Here is a 22,309-nt window from a genome sequence, read left to right on the forward strand (position 1 = left end):
AGACGTGAAGACTGCAATCGCAAACCCTGGGAGGACATTATGCGAAGGCATTTATTGACGACGACAGCAGCGGTACTGCTGGCCATGACCGGGTCGGCCTATGCCGGCATGGACGAGGCAAAGACTTTCCTGGATAAAGAGATCGGCGACATGTCGACGCTCTCTCGCGCCGACCAGGAAAAGGAAATGCAGTGGTTCGTCGATGCTGCGAAGCCCTTCGCCGGCATGGAGATCAAGGTCGTTTCGGAAACCTTGACCACCCACAAGTATGAGTCCGAGGTTCTGGCTCCGGCCTTTACTGCGATCACCGGCATCAAGGTCACGCACGACGTCATTCAAGAGGGCGACGTTGTCGAGAAGATCCAGACACAGATGCAGACCGGTCAGAACCTTTATGACGGCTGGGTCAACGACTCCGACCTGATCGGGACCCACTGGCGCTATCAGCAGGTGCGCAACCTGACTGACTGGATGGCCGGCGAAGGCAAGGACGTTACCAACCCCGGCCTCGATATCGACGACTTCATCGGCACCAAGTTCACGACGGCGCCGGATAAAAAGCTCTACCAGCTTCCTGACCAGCAGTTCGCCAACCTCTACTGGTTCCGCTACGACTGGTTCAACGACGAGAAGAACAAGGCCGATTTCAAGGCTAAATACGGCTACGACCTCGGCGTTCCGGTCAACTGGTCGGCCTACGAGGACATTGCTGAATTCTTTACCGGCCGTGACGAGAACGGCAAAAAGGTCTTCGGCCACATGGACTACGGCAAGAAGGACCCGTCGCTCGGCTGGCGCTTCACCGACGCCTGGCTTTCCATGGCCGGCAACGGCGACAAGGGCCTGCCGAACGGTCTTCCGGTCGACGAATGGGGTATCAAGGTCGACGAAAAGTCGCGTCCCGTCGGCTCATGCGTCGCGCGCGGCGGTGATACCAACGGCCCGGCGTCCGTCTACTCGATCCAGAAATATCTCGATTGGTTGAAGGCCTACGCACCGCCGGAAGCTCAGGGCATGACCTTCTCGGAATCCGGTCCGGTTCCGGCACAGGGTAACGTCGCGCAGCAGATCTTCTGGTACACGGCGTTTACAGCAGACATGGTCAAGCCTGGCCTGCCTGTCATGAACGAGGACGGTACGCCGAAATGGCGCATGGCGCCGAGCCCACATGGCGTCTACTGGAAAGACGGCATGAAGCTTGGTTATCAGGACGTCGGTTCCTGGACTCTGATGAAGTCGACCCCGACGGACCGTGCGAAAGCGGCCTGGCTCTATGCGCAGTTCGTGACCTCCAAGACCGTTGACGTGAAGAAGAGCCAGCTCGGTCTCACCTTCATCCGCGAATCCACCATTCGCGACAAGAGCTTCACGGAACGTGCTCCGAAGCTCGGCGGTCTGATCGAGTTCTATCGTTCGCCTGCGCGTGTTCAGTGGTCGCCAACCGGTACCAACGTTCCGGACTATCCGAAGCTGGCTCAGCTTTGGTGGCAGGCAATCGGCGATGCGTCCTCCGGTGCGAAGACACCGCAGGAAGCCATGGATTCTCTCTGCGGCGAGCAGGAGAAGGTCATGGGTCGTATCGAGAAATCGGGCGTCCAGGGCGATATCGGCCCGAAGCTGGCCGAAGAGCATGATCTCGCTTATTGGAACGCGGATGCGGTGAAGAAGGGCAACCTTGCGCCGCAGCTGAAGATCGAGAACGAGAAGGAAAAGCCGGTCACCGTCAACTACGACGAACTCGTCAAGAGCTGGCAGTCGAAGTAAGGCGGACCTCGGCCGGAGGCGACGAGGCTTCCGGCCATTCACTTCCCGCCACCGGCAGCAGGCCGGTGGCACCCACAATCTTTCTCTCATGAAATCCCCGCATCCGCCCCCTGGGCGGAGCGGTTTCGTGCGAGCCGGAGACGGATATGAGCGGCTATATTCTTTCGATCGACCAGGGCACGACGTCTTCACGCGCCATCATCTTCGATGGCGACATGAAAATGGCCGGCTCGGCGCAGGCGGAGATCACCCAACATTATCCGCAGCCCGGATGGGTGGAGCATGACGCCGCCGAAATCTGGCAGTCCGTCCTTAATACAGTGCGCAAGGCGATCGCCGATGCCGGCATCGACGCCGCCGTGATCGCGGCGATCGGCATCACCAATCAACGTGAGACGGCGGTCGTCTGGGATCGCAAATCCGGCACGCCGCTTCACCGCGCGATCGTCTGGCAGGACAGGCGCACCGCCGAAATGTGCGAGAGCCTGAAGGCCGACGGATATGAGAAGCTGTTCAGCGCCAAGACCGGCCTGCTGCTCGACCCCTATTTCTCGGGAACGAAGCTGCGCTGGCTGCTCGACAATGTCGATGGCCTGCGCGAGAAGGCCGAGGCGGGCGAGGTCTGCTTCGGCACGATCGACAGCTGGCTGATCTACAAGCTTACTGATGGTCGCGTGCACGCCACCGATGCGACCAACGCGTCGCGAACGCTGCTCTACAATATCGATGACGGCGCATGGGACGAGGAGCTTCTCGGCATTCTCGGCATTCCCTCAGCCATGCTGCCCGAAGTCAGGGAATGCGCCGATGATTTCGGCCTAGTCGACGAGGCTCTGTTCGGGGCCGCGCTTCCGATCCTCGGTGTCGCCGGCGACCAGCAGGCGGCGGCCGTAGGCAATGCCTGCTTTGACCCCGGCATGATGAAATCCACCTATGGCACCGGCTGCTTCGCTCTGCTGAACACCGGCTTGGACCGTGTTTCCTCCTCCAACCGCATGCTGACGACCATTGCCTGCCGGCTCGACGGCGAGACGACCTATGCGTTGGAAGGCTCCATCTTCATTGCGGGTGCCGCCGTACAATGGCTGCGCGACGGCCTCGGCATCATCAGCCAGGCTTCCGAGGCGGGGGTTCTTGCGACCAAGGCCGACCCCGGCCAGCAGGTCTATATCGTTCCGGCCTTCACCGGCCTCGGCGCGCCCTATTGGGATCCGGGCGCGCGCGGCGCGATCTTCGGGCTGACGCGCAACAGCGGCCCGGCGGAATTTGCCCGCGCCGTGCTCGAGTCCGTCGCCTATCAGACGCTCGACCTGCTGGTGGCGATGAAGAAGGACTGGGGCGCTAACCAGTTGGAAACGGTATTGCGCGTCGATGGCGGCATGGCGGCTTCGGATTGGACGATGCAGTGCCTGGCCGACATCGCGGGAAATCCCGTCGACCGCTCGGCGATCCGCGAGACGACGGCGCTGGGCGCCGCCTGGCTCGCCGGCTCGAAAGCCGGTATCTGGCCGGGCAGGCGGGAGTTCGCGCGGGCCTGGGCCTGCGACCGCCGCTTCAATCCCTCGATGGAGGAGGGCGAGCGGCAGGCCAAGATCATCGGTTGGAAGAACGCCGTGTCGCGCATGATTTCGGACACAGCGGCGGGATAGCGCCGGATCGGGTTTGGACTGTCTGACGCAGGCATGTGCCCAGAGGGCGTTCGGCGTATGGCAAGGCCGCCTGTCATCGCCTGTCAGGCGGCCCTATCCTTGTTATTCGCCCATGGTCTCCTGAACGTCGGCGAGATCAATGCCATGGGTGTCAAACCACCAATCCGCACTCATGGCGGAATAGCGGTCACGCAGGCGCAGATATTTAGCGCGGAGCCGCGTCTGGCGTTCGACCTCGTCCTTGAAAAAGGGATGGTCGAGCGCGCCGCCCATTTTATGGATGCGGCGGAGCAATTTGCGCAGAACATATCCCTGCTCCTTGTTGCCCGGCCGATAACCGCTCTCCACGATCGTCATGACCGTCTCGCGCAATGTCTCAAGCGCATCGCTTTGCGGCGTGCCGTTGACGATCATGTCGAGACGCTCCGCGCCGAAGCCGACGTCTATGCAGCTTCCGAGCGGATTGACGATGTTTCCAATCTCGACGCCATCCTTGTAGAACTCGGTGCAGTATCCGGTGATGCTGCCATCGCTCCAAATGCATTCCCGATCTGGAACGACGGGCACGCGCCCGCCATAGAGCGGCGTCCATTCGAGAAGGCAGTCCGGATGGATCGTTACGTGATCCGGCGTGAAGCCCAGCGTTCCCAGAAACGCAAGCCAGAAGTCGATGGCATCGCCGACTGTCATTTCTCTGAAGGAGAAAAGGCCGAGCATGGTGAAGTGGAGAAGATGAGTCCCGTCGCCGATCTCATCGAGGTCGCCCATGCGCAGGCAAGCCTGGCTGTTTGCGACGGTTCCACGATAGGAAGGATCGGAGAAGAGAGATTTGTACTGCTGCATTCCAGCGCTGCAGAAGAGCGTTGTATCGTCGTGCGGCCGTACGGATTCAATGCGTGTGAAATCGATGCCTTTGGAAAGGCAGAAGTCTTGATAGTGCTGGATTAGGCGTCCCGCGATGACATAGGCAACCTCCTTTGCTGTTCGTGCCTTTCTGCAAGATAGCGATATCGCGCGTCTGCGGCAATCCGCTGGCACCAAAGGCAGAGCATGACGACGCTGTCCTGCATCTGCGCAGCTCAGGATCTTGTAATTACGTCCTCTGCCGCGGCGAGCGGGCCATCAGCCGCGCATAGGCGATCGCCGAGAGCATATTGACGTGATTGGCCTTGCCGGTGCCGGCGATGTCGAAGGCGGTGCCGTGATCGACCGAGACGCGGTCGATCGGCAGGCCGAGCGAGACGTTGACGGCCGTCTCGAAGGCGACGAGCTTGATCGGGATATGGCCCTGATCGTGATACTGGGCAATGACCAGATCAAAGGCGCCGTTATAGGCCCGGGCGAAGACCGTATCGGCGGAGATCGGGCCAACAACGTCTATACCCCTGGCCTGCGCCTGCTCGACGGCCGGCACCAGGAATTCCATGTCCTCGGTGCCGAACAGGCCATTTTCGCCGCAATGCGGATTGAGGCCGGCGACCGCAATGCGCGCCTTCTTGCCGAGGCGCAGGAAATGCCTGTGGCCGGCTTCGATGGTGGCGAGCACCCGCTCGGTCTTGGCGCGTTCGATCGCGCCCTTCAGCGAGATATGGGTCGAGACATGGATGGTGTTCAGCCGCTCGGAAGCAAGCAGCATGAAGGAGCTCTTCGAGCCTGTGAGGTGTGCGAGAAGCCCGGTATGGCCGTCATGGTGATGGCCGGCAAGGTTCATCGCTTCCTTGTTGATCGGGGCGGTGACGATGACATCGGCTTGTCCGGACATGGCGAGATCGACGGCGCGGGTGATGTAGCGCACCGATGCATCGCCGGCGACCGGGCTGATCTTGCCGATTTCGGGCAGGGCGGCGCCGAGCGAGACCTCGTCTACCGCGATCCTGTCGCCGCCGGCGACCTCGGCGGGTCCGAATTTCAGGCCCGAGCCGGTAACGCGATCGGCCCGCTCTAGCGCTTCCACATTGCCGACGATGACGAAATCGCGACGCTCTTCGCTTGGAAGCGCCGCCAAGGCCTTGACGATCACTTCGGGGCCGACGCCGGCGGGATCACCGAGTGTCACGGCGACTTTCGCATTCCTGTCCATCAATCGAGTTCCTTCTGAAACCGTTGCTTAGGTCCGAAGCATGATGTCGTCCGAAAACTGCCCACACTTTTCGGCATATGCTTTAAAAGGCGGCCGCGTAAATTGAGCGAATGTCGGCGCGGGTGAGATCGCGCGGATTGTTGTCGAGCAGTCGGCGAATGGCAAAGGCGTCGTCGGCCATCGCGTCAAGATCGCTTTCCGGCACGCCCAGACCGGAGAGCTTCATTTCGATGCCGAGTTCGGCGCAGAAAGCATAAGCCGCATCGAAGACGGAGGCGATATTTTCCGCCGTTTCGTAGCCGAGCGCCGCCATCACCGCTTTCGTCTTCTCCGCGGCTGCCGGCGTGTTGAAGGCGAGAACATGCGGGAAGATCAGAGCATTCGCGGCACCATGCGCCACGTGCCAGCGCGTGCCGAGGGGGTAGGCGAGAGCATGGCCGCCGGCGGTATTGACCGGGCCGAGACAGAAGCCGCCGTAAAGCGAGGCGAGCGCGAGACCGGCGCGCGCCTCCGCGTCGTTGCCGTCCTTGACGGCACGGGCAAGATACCTGCCGACGAGCCGCGTTCCCTCGATCGCATAGATGTCGACCATCGGATGGGCTTTGCGGTTTGTGAAGGCCTCGACACAATGGGCCATGGCGTCGACGCCGGTTGCGGCGGTGGTGCGCGCCGGCACGCTGAAGGTCAGCGCCGGATCGACGACGGCGATGTCGGCCAGCATATGCAAGCTTTCAACGGCGAGCTTCGCCATCGTCTTGGGATCGGTGACGAGCGCGCGGATGCCGGCCTCGCTGCCGGTGCCGGAAGTCGTCGGCACCTGGGCGAGCCCGACTTTGCGCGGGCCGTTGACCTTGTTCGGACCGACGACCTCGTGCAGCGTCTGCGTCGAGCCGGCAAGAACGGCGGCGAGCTTTGCCAGATCCATGGCGCTGCCGCCGCCGAAGCCGACGATCAACTCGGCATCGGCCGCGTTGGCCACTGCCAATACGTTGTCGAGATTGGCCGTATCCGGCTCAGGTGTCACCTCGGAAAACACCGTGACCTCGCCCTTCAGTTCCAGCACATCGATGCGCGAAGCGTTGAACGCATCCGAGATCACAAGCGTGCGCCTGTAGCTTTTTTCGGCAGCCCATCTGCCGAGCTTTCCCGCTGTGCCGATGCCGAACTCGATCAAATGCGGCCGAACTATCGTGATTGGCGAACCCAAGCTGGCCATGAACCAGTCCTCCCTGCGGATCTTGCGGCAACAGTGTCGTCTTCTTTAATGTAAAGTTGTAATGTCAATGTCAAGTCGGCATTCCCGAGAGCTGAAAATTTTGTCGCCTGATATCGGAAGGTTGAAGCTCTCACGCGGAGAGAATACATATAAACATTAGACAAATCTGGGAGTTATCGGATCTCCCTCGCTGAACTCCAATAGCCCACGCAGGCCGAACCTGCCTGTCGTATGTTCGAGGAGCCAGCCGAACTTGTTATCAAGCTCAAGACGTTCGGCCGGCCGAAGCCATTGAAACCCGCGTCCTTCTCCTTCTTCGGACGCAGATTTACAATTGCTCGGTCGCCGCTTCGCTTACGGCAAGGATTGCGGGGCGAGGCGCACATATTTGATGGCCCGCCGATAGTATGTGTAGGCGATATGGAGTGTACCGTCGCCGCCTTGGACGATCGACGGATAGGAGAATTCGCGGTTCAGCGAATCCTTGGAATTGTTACTAAGGCAGAAGCCGTCGCCGGTATCGAGATCCATGCGATGCGGAAAGCTCTCGCCGCCATCCCGCGATATCGCAAGGCTCAGTGGCGCACGCGGCACACCCCAGACCGCCTTGCGGCCGATAACGGCAACGACGGCGGCCGTTTCTCCAGCCCCGTCGCCTTCGATTTCGTCATAGAGAGACTGGCGCCGCGCATCCGACATGGCTGCATTCGAATGATTGTAAACCATTGCAATCGCTCCATCATCCAGGACCGTGGCCTGGATCGAGGAATTGTTGTTCGGCAGGTCCGTGGGCTCGGGAGCGCTCCACGTCCTGCCGCCGTCGTTCGACCGGCTGGAAAGAACGGTCTCGGCGAAACGGTTGCGGTAGAAGGCGATCATCTCGTCGCCGAGCGGGAGGATGTTCATGTGCACGGCGCCGATGCTATCGGGAACGTCGTTCATCTGCCAGCTCGCGCCGCCATCGCGCGAGATCAGTACCGCTGCCGTATCGGCGTCGCCGCTCCAGCGCCGACCGTCGAGGCCGACACAGCGGAAGATCGGCAGCAGCCATTCGCCTCTGTCGTTCACGACGATCGGCTGGCGAACGAAGGTGCCGGGGCTGTCGCAGAGGATACGGACCGTGCCGAACGTCCGGCCACCGTCATCGGAGATCCGGCATTTGACAACGGAACCATCCTGATTGCCCGAGGTCTGCGAGGTAAAAAGCAGCCATGTCTTTCGGTCAGGCGCATTGAAAATCAAAGGGTTCTGCTCGGATTTTTCCGGATCGTCGCTCATCTTTTCCGGTTCCGACCAGCGCTCGGCGCCCGGCGCCAGCCGCGACATGTAAATCGAAATGTCGCCCATGCCCTCCATCGTGCCGCCGAACCAGACGCAGCTCAGCGTGCCGTCGGGTAGGAAGGCGAGATTGGCTGCATGGTTCTGGATGCACGGCGAGGGCAGATAGGCGTCCGCGCGACCCTCGACAGCGGGGTGAGGGGTGATGGCCCCGGTCATCAGGGCTGGAACGGCTTCGGGGGGCAGGCCGGTAGAGCGCATGGCGGGGGTCTCCTCAGGGCAGCTTGGCGTAGCTCTCGGCGAGTGCGGCATAATCAGCTTCGCCGAGCGGCATCAACGGTGCGCGGGTGCGCTTCCAGGCGGGATTGCCTGTCTTCAGTCCGACCATCGCCTTGATGGTCGGGATCTGGACGTAGGAGTTGGATAGTGTGCGGTAGGCGTTGATGCGCACCTGCGCCGCCTCGATTTCGCCGGTGCGCCTCTCGTCATGGACATGGTCGTAGACCGTGCGCAGCGAACTGGCCACGAGATTGGAGGTGGCCGTGATGCAGCCCGCGCCGCCGGCCTTCAAGAGCGGCAGCAGCAGGGGATCGGCGCCCGCCAGGACGGAAAAGCCGGGATAGGCAGCGATAATGGCCTGCATGTTATTGAAATCGCCCGCAGATTCCTTGATGCCGACGACGGTTTCCGGGAAGGCGGCAATCAGCCGGCCGATCAGCGGAATGGAGAGCGGCACACCCGAGACCTGCGGAATATGATAGAGGATGACCTGTAGCCGCGTGTCGGCGACTTTCTCCAGCACCTGCGAATAGGCGGCAAAGAGGCCGTCGTCTGAGACGCCCTTGTAGTAGAAGGGCGGCAGCATCACCACCTTGGTGACGCCGAGCGACAGGGCGTGCCGGGTCAGTTCGACGGTCTCCGGAATGGCGACGACGCCCGTTCCCGGCAGCAGCTTGTCGGCAGGAACGCCGGCCTCCAGCGCCGCTTCCAGAATGGCGCGCCGCTCGCCTCCGGAAAAGGAATTGGCCTCACCCGTCGTGCCGAGCAGGGCCACGCCATGACATCCCTCGGCCAGCAGCCGTCGGCAATGATCGGTGAAAAGGCCGAGATCCGGCGTATTGTCTGCGGTCAGCGGCGTTGCGGCCGCGCTGAAAACGCCTGTAATCCTGTGATGGCTCATTCCGCTCTCCCTTCGGCGCGCCTTGTCTTGCCGATCCGTCGAACCGTCCGACAGCACATGCGATTGTCATTTGTCTGTGGCGATGGAATGCAAAGAACTTTTCCATCGCGGTGCTTTTGTCAAGAAGACAAAATGAGTGACTCCGGAGGCTGAATGTTATCTATCTGTAATTACAGCGTTATTTTTAACGTATAATTTTCGACGGATTAAAATCGCGTTTTTTTGTTGACATATTTACAATAACGAGGGAACGATATGACAGGGATTATGCTGCGCCTGGGAGGGTGCAGGGAGAGTGTTGCCGAATTAATCGTGGGAGGAATGCATGTCTTTTGATCAATCTGACAAAACCAATCTATCACGTCGCAATGCGTTGAAACTCGGCCTCGCCGCCGGCGTCGGCCTTACCGTCTTCGGGATGAATGCCCGCATCGTGCTGGCGGACGAAGGCCAAGTCCTGAAAGTCGCGCATCCGGCTTTCGACCAGGACTGGTCGCCGCTGCGCGGTGGCGGCAGGACCTTCCGCTGGAACTCGATCTGGTGGGCCTCTCCGATGTATTTCGACAGTCAGGGCAATATCAAGCCCTACGTCTTCACCAGCTGGGAATCGGCCGACAACACCGTCTGGACCTTCAAGATCGACCCGAAGGCCGTCTTCTCCGACGGCAGCAAGATCACCTCGGCCGACGTCAAGGGATCGTGGGAAGTCGCCTCGATGCCGAACACCAAGAGCCAGCGCGCCGACCAGGTGCTGAGCAAGGTCAAGGGTTACGCCGAAATCGCCGCCGGCTCGGGCAATGAGCTGACCGGTGTCGCGACGCCCGACGAGGGGACGGTCGTCGTGACGCTCGCCGCCGCCGATCCGATCTTCTTCATGCGTCTCGCAAATCACATCGCACCGATCACCAAGGCGTCGCAGTCGCGCGGCAGCGACGGCGAGGAAATCATCGACTGGTACAAGCCGGAGAACAAGCCGGTTTTCTCCGGCCCGTTCAAGCTGACGAGCATCGATATCGATGCCGGCAAGATCACCTTCGAGCCGAATGAGAAATTCTTCGGGCCGAAGCCCAAGCTTGCCCGCATCGACATCACCTCGATCGAGGACAATGTCACTGCGACGTCGCTGATCAAGTCGGGCGAGTTCAACGCCCATACCGAGCTCGTCACCTCGACGATCATTCAGGATCTCGGCCCGGAATTCTCGGCCGGCCCGCTGATCCCGACCAGCCAGCACTTCTGGTTCAACACTTCCCGCGCGCCGATGGACGATCCGAAGGTCCGCCAGGCGCTGATCATGGCGGTCGATCGCGACGGCCTGTTCAAGGCGTCCTATCCGGATGGCCCCCACAAGAAGGCCGACCAGATCCTCAACTCGGTGCCCGGCGCCGACAATTCCGGCTTCGAGCCTTTTCCCTATGATCCGGCAGCCGCCAAGAAGCTGCTTGCCGAATCGAGCTATGGCGGGCCCGAGCGCCTGCCGAAGCTCCTCTTCGTCGGCATCTCGGCGCCGGCCATTCAGGCGGCCGCCCAGTTCATCGCCGAGCAGTGGCGCCAGAACCTCGGTATCACGGCCGTCGACATGAAGCCGCAGCAGGACGCCTATGCCGGTCCGGATCAGAATTCGGTCCAGATCTTCCGCGACGACGTCGGCACCCGTGTTCCAGACGCCGTTTCCTATCTGGCGGGCAGCATCGCCTCGACCTCGTCGAACGCGCAGAACAAGCTCGGCGGATACAAGAACGACAAGGTCGACAGCGCCCTTGCCGAAGCGACGACCAAGGCTGCGGACGATCCGCAGCGCGTTGCTCTCGCCCAGCAAGCGCAGAAGGCGTTCCGCGACGATTGGGCCTTCATTCCATGGTATTCTCAGGCGATGTCGCGCTGGGCCACCAAGGAGGTCAAGGGCATGGAGAAGAACCTCGACTGGCAGATCGCCGAACCCTGGAACATCTCCATCGGCTGATTGGGAATTATCGTTCCTGGCAATAAGCGCGCGAAGGCTGCAAGGCCTTCGCGCAAGTTTCAAGACGAAGAGATGCGATCTGGCTTCAGGGGTGGACCGCATCGACAACAGGTGGGAGGTGGCCTTGCTGCGCTACGTGCTAACCCGGTTCGCCATCTGGATTCCGTCCGTTCTCGTGGTGATGCTGGCCGTCTACGCGCTGGCTTTCTACGGCGCCGGCGATCCGATCAAGCTGATCTTCCTGCGCGCGCCGGGCGACGTCGCCTATAATCCGCAGCGCATCGAGGCCATCCGCGAAAGTGCGGGGCTCAACAGGCCCTTCATCGAACAGTTCGGCCTTTACATCTGGAACCTGCTGCACGGCCAGTTCGGCAATTCGCTGACCTCGGGCCGCGCCGTCTGGGCGATGGTCTCGGCTGCCGCCCCGGTCTCCTTCCAGCTTGCCCTCTGTGCCATCATTCTGACGGCCGTCGTCGCCATTCCCCTCGGCATGATCGCCGCGCTGAACCAGAATTCGCGCTTGGACTACGCCATTCTGGGCTCGGCGCTCTTTCTCTGGGCGATCCCGGCCTATGTCGCCGGTCCGCTGCTGATGGTCGGCCTTATCGTGCTTTTGCCGGGCACGAGCGTGCCTTATGGCTGGGGTGGCGTCTTCGATGTCCGCATCCTGCTGCCGCTGCTCGTGCTTTCCTTCCAGCCGATCGCGCTGATCGTGCGCCAGACGCGCGCCGCCGTCATCGAGGTGCTGTCGGAGGATTTCGTCCGCACGGCGCGCGCCAAGGGTGTGCCGGAGATCATCGTGGCGCTGCGCCATATTCTGCGGCCGGTGCTGACGCCTGTCGTGACCCAGCTCGGCCTGATCATGATCACCATCGTCAACGGCGCGATCTTCGTCGAGCTGGTGTTCGGCCTGCCGGGCCTCGGCCGGCTGACGGTGCAGGCGCTGATCAATTCCGATTATCCCGTCATCCTGGCGATCACGCTGATCGGATCGTTCCTGGTGATGGTGTCGAACCTGCTGGTGGACGTGCTCTATCCGCTGCTCGACCCGCGCGCCAATGATTCAAGAAGGAGCCGCTGACCATGTCCGCCATCCCTCTTTCCACCACCGAAACCGTCGAAGAGCCGCCGGTCAGCCTGTGGCGCGACGCCTGGCATCGGCTGCGGCGCAACAAGCTTGCCGTCTTCGGCCTCATTGTCGTCCTGATCCTCGCCTTCACAGCGATCTTCGGGCCGTATCTCACGCCCTATGATTATCTCAGCCAGGACCTCAACGCCCGCAATGCGCTGCCGTCGATGAGCCACTTCTTCGGAACCGACGACCTCGGCCGCGATGTCTTCAGCCGCGTCGTCTTCGGCACGCGGACCGCGTTCCTCGTCGCCGTCATCGTCACCTTCTTCGCGGTGCTGATCGGCCTGACGCTCGGCGCGGTCGCCGGCTTCTTCGGCAATCCCTTCGACCGCGCCATCATGTGGCTGACCGATGTGACGATGTCGGTTCCCAACCTGCTGCTCGTCGTCGTCATCAACGCGTCGCTGAAATCGCCGATCACCCGGTGGATGGAGGCGCGCTACCTCGAGACCCTCAATCCCTTCTACCGCCAGACCATCTGGGTGGATTTTATCCTCGTCTTCGGGTCAATGGCACTGATCTCCTGGCCGCCCTACGCCCGTCTGGTGCGCGCCCAGGTGTTGTCGATCCGCAGCCGGCCCTATATCACTGCGGCCCAGGCGCTCGGCCTGTCGAACTGGGTCATCATCAAGCGTTATGTCGTGCCAAACGCGCTTGGCCCGCTGATCGTCTCGGTCAGCGCCGGTCTCGGCACAGCGATGGTGCTGGAAAGCGCCTTCAGCTTCTTGGGTGTCGGGGTCAATCCGCCGACGCCGAGCTGGGGCAACATGATCTCGGACGGTCTTCGCGTCTGGCAGCATTATCCGCATCTTCTCGCCGCTCCGGCGGCCGTGCTCGGCCTTGCCTCGGTTGCCTTCAGCTTCCTCGGCGACGGCCTCAACGACGCGCTCAATCCGCGGGGCAGCAAATGATGGACACGCAAAACAGAGAACGCCTGCTCGATGTCAGGGGCCTCACCGTCGAGATCGACGGCCGCAATGGGCCGGCCGTCGTCGTCGACGGCATCGATCTCCATGTCGACAAGGGCGAGACCCTTGGCGTCGTCGGCGAATCCGGCTGCGGCAAGAGCCTCACCATGCTGAGCCTGATGCGGCTCCTGCCGAACAAGATCAAGGTCGCCAAGGGAACGGCCACCTTCGACGGCCGCGACCTGCAGACGATGTCGAACAGCGAGCTGCGCAAGGTGCGCGGCGGCGATATCGGCTTCGTCTTCCAGGACCCGATGACCTCGCTCAATCCCGTCATGCGCGTCGGCGACCAGATCTGCGAGCCGCTGATCTATCATCGCAAGATGAAGAAGGCGGAAGCCCGCGCCCGCGCTGTCGAGCTTCTACGTCTGGTCGGTATTCCTGGTCCCGAAGAGCGCCTGCAGGCCTTTCCGCACGAACTATCAGGCGGCATGCGCCAGCGCGTGATGATCGCGATCGGCCTTGCCTGCAATCCGAAGCTCCTGATCGCCGACGAGCCCACGACGGCGCTCGACGTCACCATCCAGGCCCAAATCGTCGATCTGGTGAAGGATCTGCGCGCCAAGCTCGGCATGTCCGTCGTCTGGATCACCCATGATCTGGCGCTGATTGCCGGCCTCGTCGATCGCGTCGCCGTGCTTTATGCCGGCACGGTCGTCGAGGATGCGCCGGTTGACGATCTCTATGCTCGCCCGAGCCATCCTTATACGCGCGGCCTGCTCTCCTCGATCCCGAAACTGTCCGATCCGCCGGCAAGCCGGCTCTCCTCGATCGGCGGCACGCCGCCGGAGCCCGGCCGCCGGCCGAAGGGCTGCCCCTTTGCGCCGCGCTGCCCGCTCGTCGAGGCGATCTGTCACGAGCAGGTGCCGCGGCTCGAACCCTTGAGCGGCAGCAGCAACCATCGCGCCGCCTGTTTCGTCGTGCAGAGAATGCAGGAGGCCGCGTGATGGCTGCTCAACCGCTGCTCAAGGTCGAAAACCTGGTCAAGCATTTCCACGTCAAGCTCGGCGCTTTCGGCGAACGCTCGGCAACCGTCTATGCGCTCGATAATGTCGATCTCGACATCATGGAAGGCGAGACGCTCAGCCTCGTCGGCGAATCCGGCTGCGGCAAATCGACGACCGGCTTCACCATCCTCAACCTCTATAAGGCGACCAGCGGCAGCGTGGTCTACAAGGGCCAGGACCTCGCCACGCTCGATGAGAAGCAGATGCGGCCTTTCCGCCGCGATCTGCAGATCGTCTTCCAGGATCCCTATTCGACGCTCAACCCGCGCATGACCGTGGGCGAAGCGATCGGCGAGCCGATGCTCTTTCATAAGCTCTGCACCAAGGCTGAGCTGAAGGAGAGGGTAGCGACGCTGCTCACCGATGTCGGCTTGCCCACACGCTTTGCCCAGCGCTATCCGCACGAACTTTCCGGCGGCCAGCGCCAGCGCGTCGTCATTGCCCGCGCGCTTGCCTGCCAGCCGAAATTCATCGTCTGCGACGAGGCGATCTCGGCACTCGACGTATCGATCCAGGCGCAGATCATCAACCTGCTGCTCGATCTGCAGGAAAAATACGGGCTGACATACCTCTTCATCGCCCATGATCTTGCCGTCGTGCGCCACATCAGCACCCGCGTCGGCGTCATGTATCTCGGGCGGCTGGCCGAACTCGCCACCCGCGAGGAGCTCTTCGACAATCCGCTGCATCCCTATACAAAGGCGCTGCTGTCGGCAGTTCCGGAGACCGATCCGGAACTGGAGCGCACCCGCCAGCGCCAGATCCTGCAGGGCGACGTGCCGAGCCCGCTGAACCCGCCGTCCGGCTGCCGTTTCCACACGCGCTGCCCGATCGCCCTGGATGTCTGCAGCAAGGTCATCCCCGCCTGGAAGGAAGCCAGGCCCGGTCATCTCGTTGCGTGCCACGCCGTCAATACGGAGCAAATCGCATGATCCTGAAGGCTGCGATCATTGCCGACGATCTGACCGGTGCGCTCGATACCGGCACACCCTTCATCGAAGCCGGCCTTTCGGTGGCCGTCGCCGTCGATATAGAGGCGGCGCAGGAGGCGGTCGCCACCGGCTGCGATGTCGTCGTCATCAACACCGCCTCCCGCGCACTGGACGAGCGCGAAGCCGCCGAAAGAGTACACTCGGCGGCGGCGGTCTTTCGTGGCGAGAAGCCTGAGGTCGTCATGAAGAAGATCGATTCCCGGCTGAAAGGCAATGTCGCGGCGGAAAGCATGGCGCTGGCGAAGGCATTCGACCTCAAGACCATCCTCGTCGCGCCCGCCATTCCCGATCAGGAGCGGTTGACCTACCGGGGCTGTGTCGTCGGCCGCGGCGTCAACCGGCCGCTGCCGATCGCTGAGCTGTTCAAAACCGGCGCGGACCGCGTTATCGTTGCCGATACCGAGGACGATGCCGATCTTGACCAGATCGCCGAAGGGCATGACTGGCAGACGACCCTTGCGGTCGGCGCCCGGGGTCTCGGCGCCGCCCTTGCGCGCCACCTCGGCGAGGCAGGTCAATCGATCGGGAGGGAATTTGCAGCAAGCCCGCGGACCCTGTTTGCCTTCGGCTCGCGCGATCCGATCACTGCCGCTCAGATGAACCGACTTGAAGGCACGGGCGCCTTGCGCATGGTGGTGGACGCGCCGATGGGCGAGATCGAATGTGGAGAGGGCCTGGCGCTGCCGGTGCTGTTGCGTTGCACAGGCGATATGGCAGCCGATGCGGGGCTCGTCGCCCGCAACTTTGCGGCAGGCGTCAAGGCCGTCATCGACGACACGAGGCCTGATATGCTGATGGTCGGCGGTGGCGATACGGCTCTTGCCGTTTTCCGCACATTAGGCGTGAGGGTTTTGGCGCCCAAGGGCGAGATCGAGGCTGGCATTCCCTGGTTCGATGTCACGGCCGCCGATGGCCGGCGTTTTCGGTGCGCCGTCAAGTCGGGGGGCTTCGGCAAGCCCGATAGTCTGCTAAAGCTGGTTCTTCGGAATCAGGCGGCATAGAACAGAACGATTTAGGCGAACCAGCCTAAATCGTTCTGTTCTAAATTCTGGAGTGAGAGCATGATGTCGTCCGAAAACCGCTCACACTTTTCGGCATCATGCTCTAGTAAGATACCGTCGGGGAGAATGACGTGGTTGAAGCGAATGGCGAATCTTTGAACGCGGAAACCGGCCCGCCGGGCAAGCCCGAACGCGGCAAGGCCGTCAAGCTGGTGGATCGTGTCTTCGACCAGTTGCTCGAGCGGATTCGTGGCGGAAATTATCCGCCGGATTCACGCCTTCCCGGCGAACATGAACTTGCCTCGATGCTGGGTGTTTCCCGGCCGATCGTCCGCGATGCGCTGGCGCGCCTGCGTGATCAGGGCATGGTCTATGCCCGACAGGGGGCCGGCACCTTCGTCAGTGCGCATGGATCGCCGACAACGCAGCTTGCCTATTCGCCGGTCAAGACGATTGCCGATATTCAGCGCTGCTACGAGTTTCGTCTGACCATCGAGCCAGCCGCGGCCTATTTCGCCGCCAAACGCCGCAATGAGCAGGCGATCCAGAAGATCGCCAGCGCCCTTGCCGATCTGCGCGAAGCGACCAGCCATCAGCTGCACCGCACCGACGCCGATTTCATCTTCCATCGCGCGGTGACGGAGGCAGCCAACAATCACTATTACACGGCCTCGATCGATGCGCTGAAAGCGCATATCGCCGTCGGCATGCACCTTCATGGTCTTTCCTTGCTCGGTCCCCGCCAGGGGCTGGAACAGGTCTATGAGGAGCACAACGCCATCTACAAGGCGATCGCCGATGGCCGGGCTGATGATGCGCAACGGCTGATGAAGGCACATCTCGAAGGCTCCCGGGACCGGCTGTTCGAAGGCAGGGTGCTCGACCTGTCCTTTTGAACCTTGTCGCCGAGCCTCATACGGGCATCAGATGTCATTCCCAGTCCGAGCCGCTTTAAGTGATATTTTGAAGCGGTAATGAGGTTATCGCCGCAAAAGAATGCCGGCAAAGAGCTGGCGGAAAGTACCGGCAATGACACCCTCCTGATGCGGATCCCCCGTCATTAAGGCCGAGGTGAGATTTCGCATCTGCTCGAAGGTGATGTGCGGCGGCAGCGGCGGCACTTCCGGGTCGGTCTTCACCTCGAGGATGACGGGGCAACCGGCGGTCAGGGCTGCTTCCCATGCGGCGCCGAGCCTATCCGGCTGGTCGACGAAAATGCCGCGCATTCCGATGAGATCGGCGAACTTGTGATAGGCTATGTCAGGAATGGACTGCGACGCGTCGAATTTCGGATCGCCCTCCATCACTCGCTGCTCCCACGTCACCTGGTTCAGATCCTGGTTGTTGAAGACGCAGATGACGAAAGTCGGATCGGCCCAGCTCTTCCAGTATTTGGCAACGGTGATCATCTCGGCGAGATTATTCATCTGCATGGCGCCGTCGCCGACCAGGCCGACGACGGGGCGATCGGAATGAGCGAATTTGGCGGCGATCGCGTAAGGGACGGCAGCTCCCATCGATGCCAGGCCACCGGAAAGCGATGCCTTCATGCCGCGGCGCATCTTCAGGTCCCGGGCATACCAGTTTGCGCAGGAGCCGGAATCGCTAGTGACGACGGCGTTTGCCGGCAGCCGCGGCGAAAGTTCGGTGACGACGCGCTGCGGATTGACTGGATTGGCGTTGACATGGGCGCGCTCGTCCAGGGTCTTCCACCAGGAGGCGACGTCTTTCTCGATCGTTTGCCGCCAGCTGGTATCAGGATTTTCCCACAAGAGAGGCAGCAGCGCGCTGAGCGTTTCGGCCGCATCACCGGTCAAGTTGAGCTCCATCGGATAGCGCAGCGACAGCATGTCGGGATTGATGTCGATCTGCACGCCGCGCGCCCGGCCTTCTTCCGGCAGGAATTCGGAGTAGGGAAAATCGGAACCAATCATCAACAGGGTGTCGCAGTCGCGCATGAGGTTCCATGAGGGCTCTGTCCCGAGCAGGCCGATCGAACCTGTCACCCATGGCAGGTCATCCGGCAGCGCGGCCTTGCCGAGCAGGGCTTTGGCAGCGCCCGCCTGCAGGCGGTCCGCAACGGCAATGACCTCGTCCGTGGCGTTGAGCGCGCCGGCGCCGACGAGGATCGCCACTTTCTTTCCCGCGTTCAGAATATCGGCCGCAGCCTGAAGATCGTCTCCATGCGGAAAGACCCGCGGCGGGTGGTAACCCGGTCCCGAATGCACGGTTCCATGCTTTCGGGCTGGCTCCTCATAGGGCATTTCCTGCAGATCGTTTGGCAGAATGATTGCTGTCACCGTCCGGTTTGCGACCGCGATGCGAACCGCGCGGTCGATCAGATGCCGCACCTGCGCTGGAGCGGAAGCCTGCTGCACGAAATCGCTCGCGACGTCCTTGAAGAGGGCGGCAAGGTCGAGCTCCTGCTGGTAATGTCCGCCGAGGGCACGGCGCGCCTGTTGGCCGACGATGGCGAGAACCGGCTGGTGGTCCATGCGAGCGTCGTAAAGACCGGTGATCAGATGGGTGGCACCAGGTCCCGAGGTTGCGATGCAGACACCGAGTTCGCCTGAGAATTTCGCATAGGCGGCTGCCATGAAAGCCGCCATTTCCTCGTGTCGCGCCTGGACGAACTCCATCTTGTCGGATGCGCGATGGAGCGCCCCGAAGACGCCGTTGATGCCGTCGCCGGGATAGCCGAACAGACGCCGCACGCCCCATTCGCCAAGCCGTGCCACAAGGAAATCGCCGACAGTTTTCGCCATGGATGCTGTTCTCCCGGGATCGTGTGGATGTGCGGGAAGCGGATCTACTCCGGTCAGCCAGCAGTTTCAGTGCCGGGCCAACCGGTGCGGCCCGGTCTGCTTCAGCCGTGGGTTTGACACCGGAGGCGGCCCCACGACGGATCCCATTCGACGTCCTCGACAAGTTCGACGAAGACGGGCTGGCCGCTATTGCCTCTATGGGACTCCGCCAGTTTGAATGCCGCCTCGGGCTCCATTTCCTCGCCGGGATAGACCGTGTCATCCAGGTCGGTCTCCGCGACCTTGCGGACATATCCCCGGATCTGGTCACCCGATCGATAAAGTTTAATGATCAGCGACCCTGCCGGCGCCGCGCCACGGGAATATCGCATATATTCCCGACCATCCTCCGCCGGCTCGACCGTATCGTCACCCGCTCGATACCAATGTTCGAGGTCCTGACCTTCCGGGCGTCCCTCGCTCTCCCAAATCCGGTAGGCGCGGGTTCTTCTTGTCTCCTCATCGATCATTCTTGCCTCCCGGCGGGCCTCATGATCACCTTGACCATGCGGTCTTGCCGCTTACTTGTTGAGCTCTTTGGCCATCTGCAGATGATGTTCCAGAGCGGGGCGCGTGTTTGCCGCCCATGCCTTCAGTTCGGGATTGTCCCCTTCGTCGCCATAGCGCTTGAAGAGATCGACCGCGTCCTCATGCGCAGATTCCTGGTCGGAGTGATATTGCTTGTTGAAATCGGCTCCTTGCAGGCCGTTCAGCTTGTCGAGCATGCTTTGCTGATCCGACGTCATGGCGCGCGGAAGCGTCGCCTTGACCTTGCCGCCGGAAACCAGCGCCTTGAGTTCCTCGCTGGTCTTCTGGTGGTCGGTGAGCATCTGCTGCGCGAAGGCCTTCGTCGCATCGTCGCCACGCTCGGCCGCAAGCTTGCTGGAGGCGATTTCGAACATGTCGCTTGCGGCTGCTTCCTTGACGAAATCTTCCGTTTTCGGCGGCACACCGATCAGGGAATTAACCCCGCTTTTTTCGGCAGCCGATTGCGCGAAGGCCGGGACAGCAAGCGAGAGGGCGAGCGAAGCGATAACAAAGCGTTTCATAAGGATCTCCTGGGTTGGTGATCGCCAAACTTGCGGACAGGCGCAGAGTTCCCGTCTTATCGCGTTGCTGATGATGGCTGTTCGTTCGACAGAGGCCGGGGCTTTAGAGCCCAAAGGGAAAAGTTTCTGGATCCGATGTACCGGACTCCGGTGCCATGAGCGGTGAAAGCGCCCGGGTTTCATCGAACCAGAGAAATGCATCATATTGCCGCGACAGCGATGTCGACATGTAATGGCTCAGCCGTTCCGTTTCCGGCCGGTAGATGATGCCGATGAAGCGCTGAAGCCGCTGGTCGACGAGGCTTGCATGCAATTCCTCATCGGCCGCGAGGTCGAGGAGAAATCGCGGCTTTCCGGAATCGTGACAGAGACGCTCATAGCTTTGCGGCAGGGACGGATTGACTCTCTTCTTCTCGGCCTGTCCATCCCAGTCGTTTGCCGCAATCACCTCGCCGGAATGCGTTCCCAGTCCAATGAGGCTGGTCATTCCATCGAAACGCTGCCGGCACAGCTGGCCAAGGTTCAGTTCGTCGCGGGCGGCTGCCATATCGGTATAGCGGGCATCGCCGATATGCGAGTTGTGCGCCCATATGATGATCTTTGCCGTCGGACCGTGGAAATCGAGGAGGTGCTCGACGGTATCAGCCATGTAGGTGTCGCGGAGATTCCAGGCTTGAGAACCGCCGTAATACATAATCCGGTAATACCGCTCGGCTGCGGCAAGCAACCGCGCCGACTGGGCGGCGTTCAGAAAGTCATGATCGTCTGAGGCGGCATCATCCAGGGATCGCGCCAGCAGCTCCGTGCATTGCTTCAGCACCGCCTCCTCGCATGACCTATAGGCATCGGTAAGTACGGCCCGGCCATAAGTCGCCGGATCGCTCTGCCAAGGACTGAGGCAGCCGTAGCGTTCCCTGGCAATCTCGGCGGTTTCCGGGCTGACATTTTCGAGATAGTCGAGGACGGAGCGGATCGATCCCGACATGTTGTAGAGATCTAGACCGTAGAACCGGACCGGATCGGCGTGTAAAGCCTTGCGACGCTCGTTATCCCCCTTCAGCCAGCCGAGGAATCGCGAAAATTCCAGGTTCCGCCACATCCACTTGGGAAAACGGCTGAACGGCTGATCGCCTTTCGACGGCTGGCCGTTTATCCAGCGGTCGATCGCCGCGGCGTCCGGCCAATCCGCCTCGACCGCCACCATATTAAATCCGTGATGTTCGATCAGGTGACGGCTGATGGCAGCGCGCGCCTCGTAGAACTCGGCCGTGCCATGGGTGGATTCACCAAGCAGAACGATGCGGCTTTCGCCAAATCGATCGAAAAGGGCGGCAAAGCTCCGGTCGTCGACCGAGGGAAATTCTTCCGCCACGGCGGCGATGAGTTCGTAAGGCGTTTCCTCCATGCGCGATGACGAGGCTGCCGCCGTGTACATCGGATGTGCGGCAGTCCAGGCATCCTCACCGATCAGGGGCACGAAGAAGACGCCGCCGAGATCCTCCTCCTCGAAGGTGGTTGCACCGGTGCGCGTGATGCGTTTCAAGCGCTGCTCGTCACCTCGGCCGACCGGGATAACGAGCCGCCCACCGAGATCCAGCTGCTCCTTCAAGGCGGCCGGCACTTCGGGTGCGCCCGCCGAAACGATAATGGCATCGAAGGGAGCGGCTTTGGCCCAGCCCTTGCTGCCGTCGCCCACTCGGACGTCGATGTTGCGGTATCCGAGCTTCTCGAATCGCTCCCGAGCCTGAACCGCCAGCCTTTCATGCCGTTCAATGGAATAGACGTGTCTTGCGATCCGGCTGATGAGGGCCGAGGCGTAGCCGGAACCGGTTCCGACCTCCAGAACCTTGTCGCCAGCGTCCAGATCGGCTTTTTCGATCATCAGTGCGACGATGTACGGCTGCGAAATTGTCTGCCCCTCGCCGATCGATAACGGCGCATCCTCATAGGCGAATTCCTCGAAGCCAGGATCGACGAATTTTTCGCGCGGCACCATCCGCATCGCCCTGGTGACGCCTCGATCGCGAATGCCGCGACGCATGACATGATGTTCCACCATGTGGTCTCGGCTGCGGGTCATATCCATGGGTCACCTCCGTTCTCGGGGAGAACAGCTGAAAGCAGGTGGTTGTTCCCCGTCAATGCGGCCATGGCCTTGGTAGGGCTTACACTCGTTTGCGGCCATGGCTTGCGGGTTCAACCGGATCGCAGCGCCCGTCAGCACGG

Annotated in this window: 18 protein-coding genes; 9 read left to right on the plus strand and 9 right to left on the minus strand. The window is 61.7% G+C overall.

The features are described 5' to 3' along the window. Nucleotides 1-39 precede the first annotated feature (39 nt). Together AMK00_RS27715 and glpK are read left to right on the plus strand one after the other, a co-directional pair. Nucleotides 40-1,764 (plus strand): ABC transporter substrate-binding protein, encoded by a 1,725-nt coding sequence (locus tag AMK00_RS27715; RefSeq protein WP_037145939.1) that lies wholly within the window; start codon nucleotides 40-42, stop codon nucleotides 1,762-1,764. Between the two features lie 146 nt (nucleotides 1,765-1,910). Further along, complete coding sequence (gene glpK / locus AMK00_RS27720) at nucleotides 1,911-3,413, plus strand: glycerol kinase GlpK (RefSeq protein ID WP_064812423.1); 1,503 nt, start codon at nucleotides 1,911-1,913, stop codon at nucleotides 3,411-3,413. A gap of 102 nt (nucleotides 3,414-3,515) precedes the next feature. Here glpK and AMK00_RS27725 read toward each other — a convergent pair whose 3' ends face one another. The 5 genes from AMK00_RS27725 to AMK00_RS27745 form a co-directional block, all read right to left on the minus strand. Next, nucleotides 3,516-4,373, minus strand: coding sequence for an alanine--tRNA ligase-related protein (locus AMK00_RS27725; protein WP_406869913.1), 858 nt, complete (start codon nucleotides 4,371-4,373; stop codon nucleotides 3,516-3,518). 133 nt (nucleotides 4,374-4,506) lie between these two features. Further along, complete coding sequence (gene pdxA / locus AMK00_RS27730) at nucleotides 4,507-5,493, minus strand: 4-hydroxythreonine-4-phosphate dehydrogenase PdxA (protein WP_064806474.1); 987 nt, start codon at nucleotides 5,491-5,493, stop codon at nucleotides 4,507-4,509. Between the two features lie 82 nt (nucleotides 5,494-5,575). Continuing rightward, nucleotides 5,576-6,709, minus strand: coding sequence for an iron-containing alcohol dehydrogenase (locus AMK00_RS27735; protein ID WP_064812425.1), 1,134 nt, complete (start codon nucleotides 6,707-6,709; stop codon nucleotides 5,576-5,578). Nucleotides 6,710-7,063: 354 nt separating this feature from the next. Then, nucleotides 7,064-8,248, minus strand: a complete 1,185-nt coding sequence (locus AMK00_RS27740; RefSeq protein WP_064812426.1) for a sialidase family protein — start codon at nucleotides 8,246-8,248, stop codon at nucleotides 7,064-7,066. 13 nt (nucleotides 8,249-8,261) lie between these two features. Beyond that, nucleotides 8,262-9,167 carry a dihydrodipicolinate synthase family protein gene (locus AMK00_RS27745; protein ID WP_064812427.1) on the minus strand — a complete coding sequence of 302 codons (906 nt, stop codon included), beginning with the start codon at nucleotides 9,165-9,167 and terminating at the stop codon, nucleotides 8,262-8,264. Nucleotides 9,168-9,492: 325 nt separating this feature from the next. Here AMK00_RS27745 and AMK00_RS27750 point away from each other — a divergent pair, with 325 nt between their 5' ends. The 7 genes from AMK00_RS27750 (at nucleotide 9,493) to AMK00_RS27780 (ending at nucleotide 17,126) form a co-directional block, all read left to right on the plus strand. After that, nucleotides 9,493-11,130, plus strand: a complete 1,638-nt coding sequence (locus AMK00_RS27750; RefSeq protein WP_064812428.1) for an ABC transporter substrate-binding protein — start codon at nucleotides 9,493-9,495, stop codon at nucleotides 11,128-11,130. A gap of 124 nt (nucleotides 11,131-11,254) precedes the next feature. Further along, nucleotides 11,255-12,211: an ABC transporter permease gene (locus AMK00_RS27755; protein WP_029531769.1), complete on the plus strand. Its 957-nt coding sequence runs from the start codon at nucleotides 11,255-11,257 to the stop codon at nucleotides 12,209-12,211. A gap of 2 nt (nucleotides 12,212-12,213) precedes the next feature. Then, nucleotides 12,214-13,173 (plus strand): ABC transporter permease, encoded by a 960-nt coding sequence (locus AMK00_RS27760; RefSeq protein ID WP_064812429.1) that lies wholly within the window; start codon nucleotides 12,214-12,216, stop codon nucleotides 13,171-13,173. Then, complete coding sequence (locus AMK00_RS27765; protein WP_064812430.1) at nucleotides 13,170-14,177, plus strand: ABC transporter ATP-binding protein; 1,008 nt, start codon at nucleotides 13,170-13,172, stop codon at nucleotides 14,175-14,177. Before AMK00_RS27760 ends, AMK00_RS27765 begins: the two co-directional genes overlap by 4 nt. Then, nucleotides 14,177-15,169, plus strand: a complete 993-nt coding sequence (locus AMK00_RS27770; protein WP_064812431.1) for an ABC transporter ATP-binding protein — start codon at nucleotides 14,177-14,179, stop codon at nucleotides 15,167-15,169. The genes AMK00_RS27765 and AMK00_RS27770 overlap by 1 nt, the downstream gene beginning before the upstream one ends. Continuing rightward, nucleotides 15,166-16,230 carry a four-carbon acid sugar kinase family protein gene (locus AMK00_RS27775; RefSeq protein ID WP_064812432.1) on the plus strand — a complete coding sequence of 355 codons (1,065 nt, stop codon included), beginning with the start codon at nucleotides 15,166-15,168 and terminating at the stop codon, nucleotides 16,228-16,230. Before AMK00_RS27770 ends, AMK00_RS27775 begins: the two co-directional genes overlap by 4 nt. A 131-nt stretch (nucleotides 16,231-16,361) precedes the next feature. Then, entirely contained in the window at nucleotides 16,362-17,126 is a 765-nt protein-coding gene (locus AMK00_RS27780) for a FadR/GntR family transcriptional regulator (RefSeq protein WP_064806492.1), read from the plus strand. Between the two features lie 84 nt (nucleotides 17,127-17,210). Here AMK00_RS27780 and AMK00_RS27785 read toward each other — a convergent pair whose 3' ends face one another. The 4 genes from AMK00_RS27785 to AMK00_RS27800 all read right to left on the minus strand — a co-directional run bounded on the left by AMK00_RS27785 (nucleotide 17,211) and on the right by AMK00_RS27800 (nucleotide 22,169). Next, nucleotides 17,211-18,995 (minus strand): thiamine pyrophosphate-requiring protein, encoded by a 1,785-nt coding sequence (locus tag AMK00_RS27785; protein ID WP_064812433.1) that lies wholly within the window; start codon nucleotides 18,993-18,995, stop codon nucleotides 17,211-17,213. Between the two features lie 101 nt (nucleotides 18,996-19,096). After that, the gene (locus AMK00_RS27790) at nucleotides 19,097-19,504 is read right to left on the minus strand and encodes a DUF2934 domain-containing protein (RefSeq protein WP_082240392.1); all 408 of its coding nucleotides are present in this window, start codon (nucleotides 19,502-19,504) and stop codon (nucleotides 19,097-19,099) included. 51 nt (nucleotides 19,505-19,555) lie between these two features. Continuing rightward, nucleotides 19,556-20,083 (minus strand): DUF4142 domain-containing protein, encoded by a 528-nt coding sequence (locus AMK00_RS27795; RefSeq protein WP_064812434.1) that lies wholly within the window; start codon nucleotides 20,081-20,083, stop codon nucleotides 19,556-19,558. Between the two features lie 103 nt (nucleotides 20,084-20,186). After that, nucleotides 20,187-22,169: a protein-L-isoaspartate(D-aspartate) O-methyltransferase gene (locus tag AMK00_RS27800; protein ID WP_064812435.1), complete on the minus strand. Its 1,983-nt coding sequence runs from the start codon at nucleotides 22,167-22,169 to the stop codon at nucleotides 20,187-20,189. Between the last annotated feature and the right edge of the window lie 140 nt (nucleotides 22,170-22,309).

It is taken from the genome of Rhizobium sp. N621 (genome assembly GCF_001664325.1).
GTDB classification, from domain to species: Bacteria; Pseudomonadota; Alphaproteobacteria; order Rhizobiales; family Rhizobiaceae; genus Rhizobium; species Rhizobium esperanzae.

What these genes read in the sequence shown, in the direction of transcription:
- AMK00_RS27795 (WP_064812434.1), bottom strand. Translation starts at nt 20,083, where the DNA reads ATGAAACGCTTTGTTATCGCTTCGCTCGCCCTCTCGCTTGCTGTCCCG.
- AMK00_RS27785 (WP_064812433.1), bottom strand. Translation starts at nt 18,995, where the DNA reads ATGGCGAAAACTGTCGGCGATTTCCTTGTGGCACGGCTTGGCGAATGG.
- AMK00_RS27735 (WP_064812425.1), bottom strand. Translation starts at nt 6,709, where the DNA reads ATGGCCAGCTTGGGTTCGCCAATCACGATAGTTCGGCCGCATTTGATC.
- AMK00_RS27715 (WP_037145939.1), top strand. Translation starts at nt 40, where the DNA reads ATGCGAAGGCATTTATTGACGACGACAGCAGCGGTACTGCTGGCCATG.
- AMK00_RS27775 (WP_064812432.1), top strand. Translation starts at nt 15,166, where the DNA reads ATGATCCTGAAGGCTGCGATCATTGCCGACGATCTGACCGGTGCGCTC.
- AMK00_RS27760 (WP_064812429.1), top strand. Translation starts at nt 12,214, where the DNA reads ATGTCCGCCATCCCTCTTTCCACCACCGAAACCGTCGAAGAGCCGCCG.
- AMK00_RS27740 (WP_064812426.1), bottom strand. Translation starts at nt 8,248, where the DNA reads ATGCGCTCTACCGGCCTGCCCCCCGAAGCCGTTCCAGCCCTGATGACC.
- AMK00_RS27770 (WP_064812431.1), top strand. Translation starts at nt 14,177, where the DNA reads ATGGCTGCTCAACCGCTGCTCAAGGTCGAAAACCTGGTCAAGCATTTC.
- AMK00_RS27750 (WP_064812428.1), top strand. Translation starts at nt 9,493, where the DNA reads ATGTCTTTTGATCAATCTGACAAAACCAATCTATCACGTCGCAATGCG.
- AMK00_RS27800 (WP_064812435.1), bottom strand. Translation starts at nt 22,169, where the DNA reads ATGGATATGACCCGCAGCCGAGACCACATGGTGGAACATCATGTCATG.
- AMK00_RS27765 (WP_064812430.1), top strand. Translation starts at nt 13,170, where the DNA reads ATGATGGACACGCAAAACAGAGAACGCCTGCTCGATGTCAGGGGCCTC.
- AMK00_RS27790 (WP_082240392.1), bottom strand. Translation starts at nt 19,504, where the DNA reads ATGATCGATGAGGAGACAAGAAGAACCCGCGCCTACCGGATTTGGGAG.
- pdxA (WP_064806474.1), bottom strand. Translation starts at nt 5,493, where the DNA reads ATGGACAGGAATGCGAAAGTCGCCGTGACACTCGGTGATCCCGCCGGC.
- glpK (WP_064812423.1), top strand. Translation starts at nt 1,911, where the DNA reads ATGAGCGGCTATATTCTTTCGATCGACCAGGGCACGACGTCTTCACGC.
- AMK00_RS27745 (WP_064812427.1), bottom strand. Translation starts at nt 9,167, where the DNA reads ATGAGCCATCACAGGATTACAGGCGTTTTCAGCGCGGCCGCAACGCCG.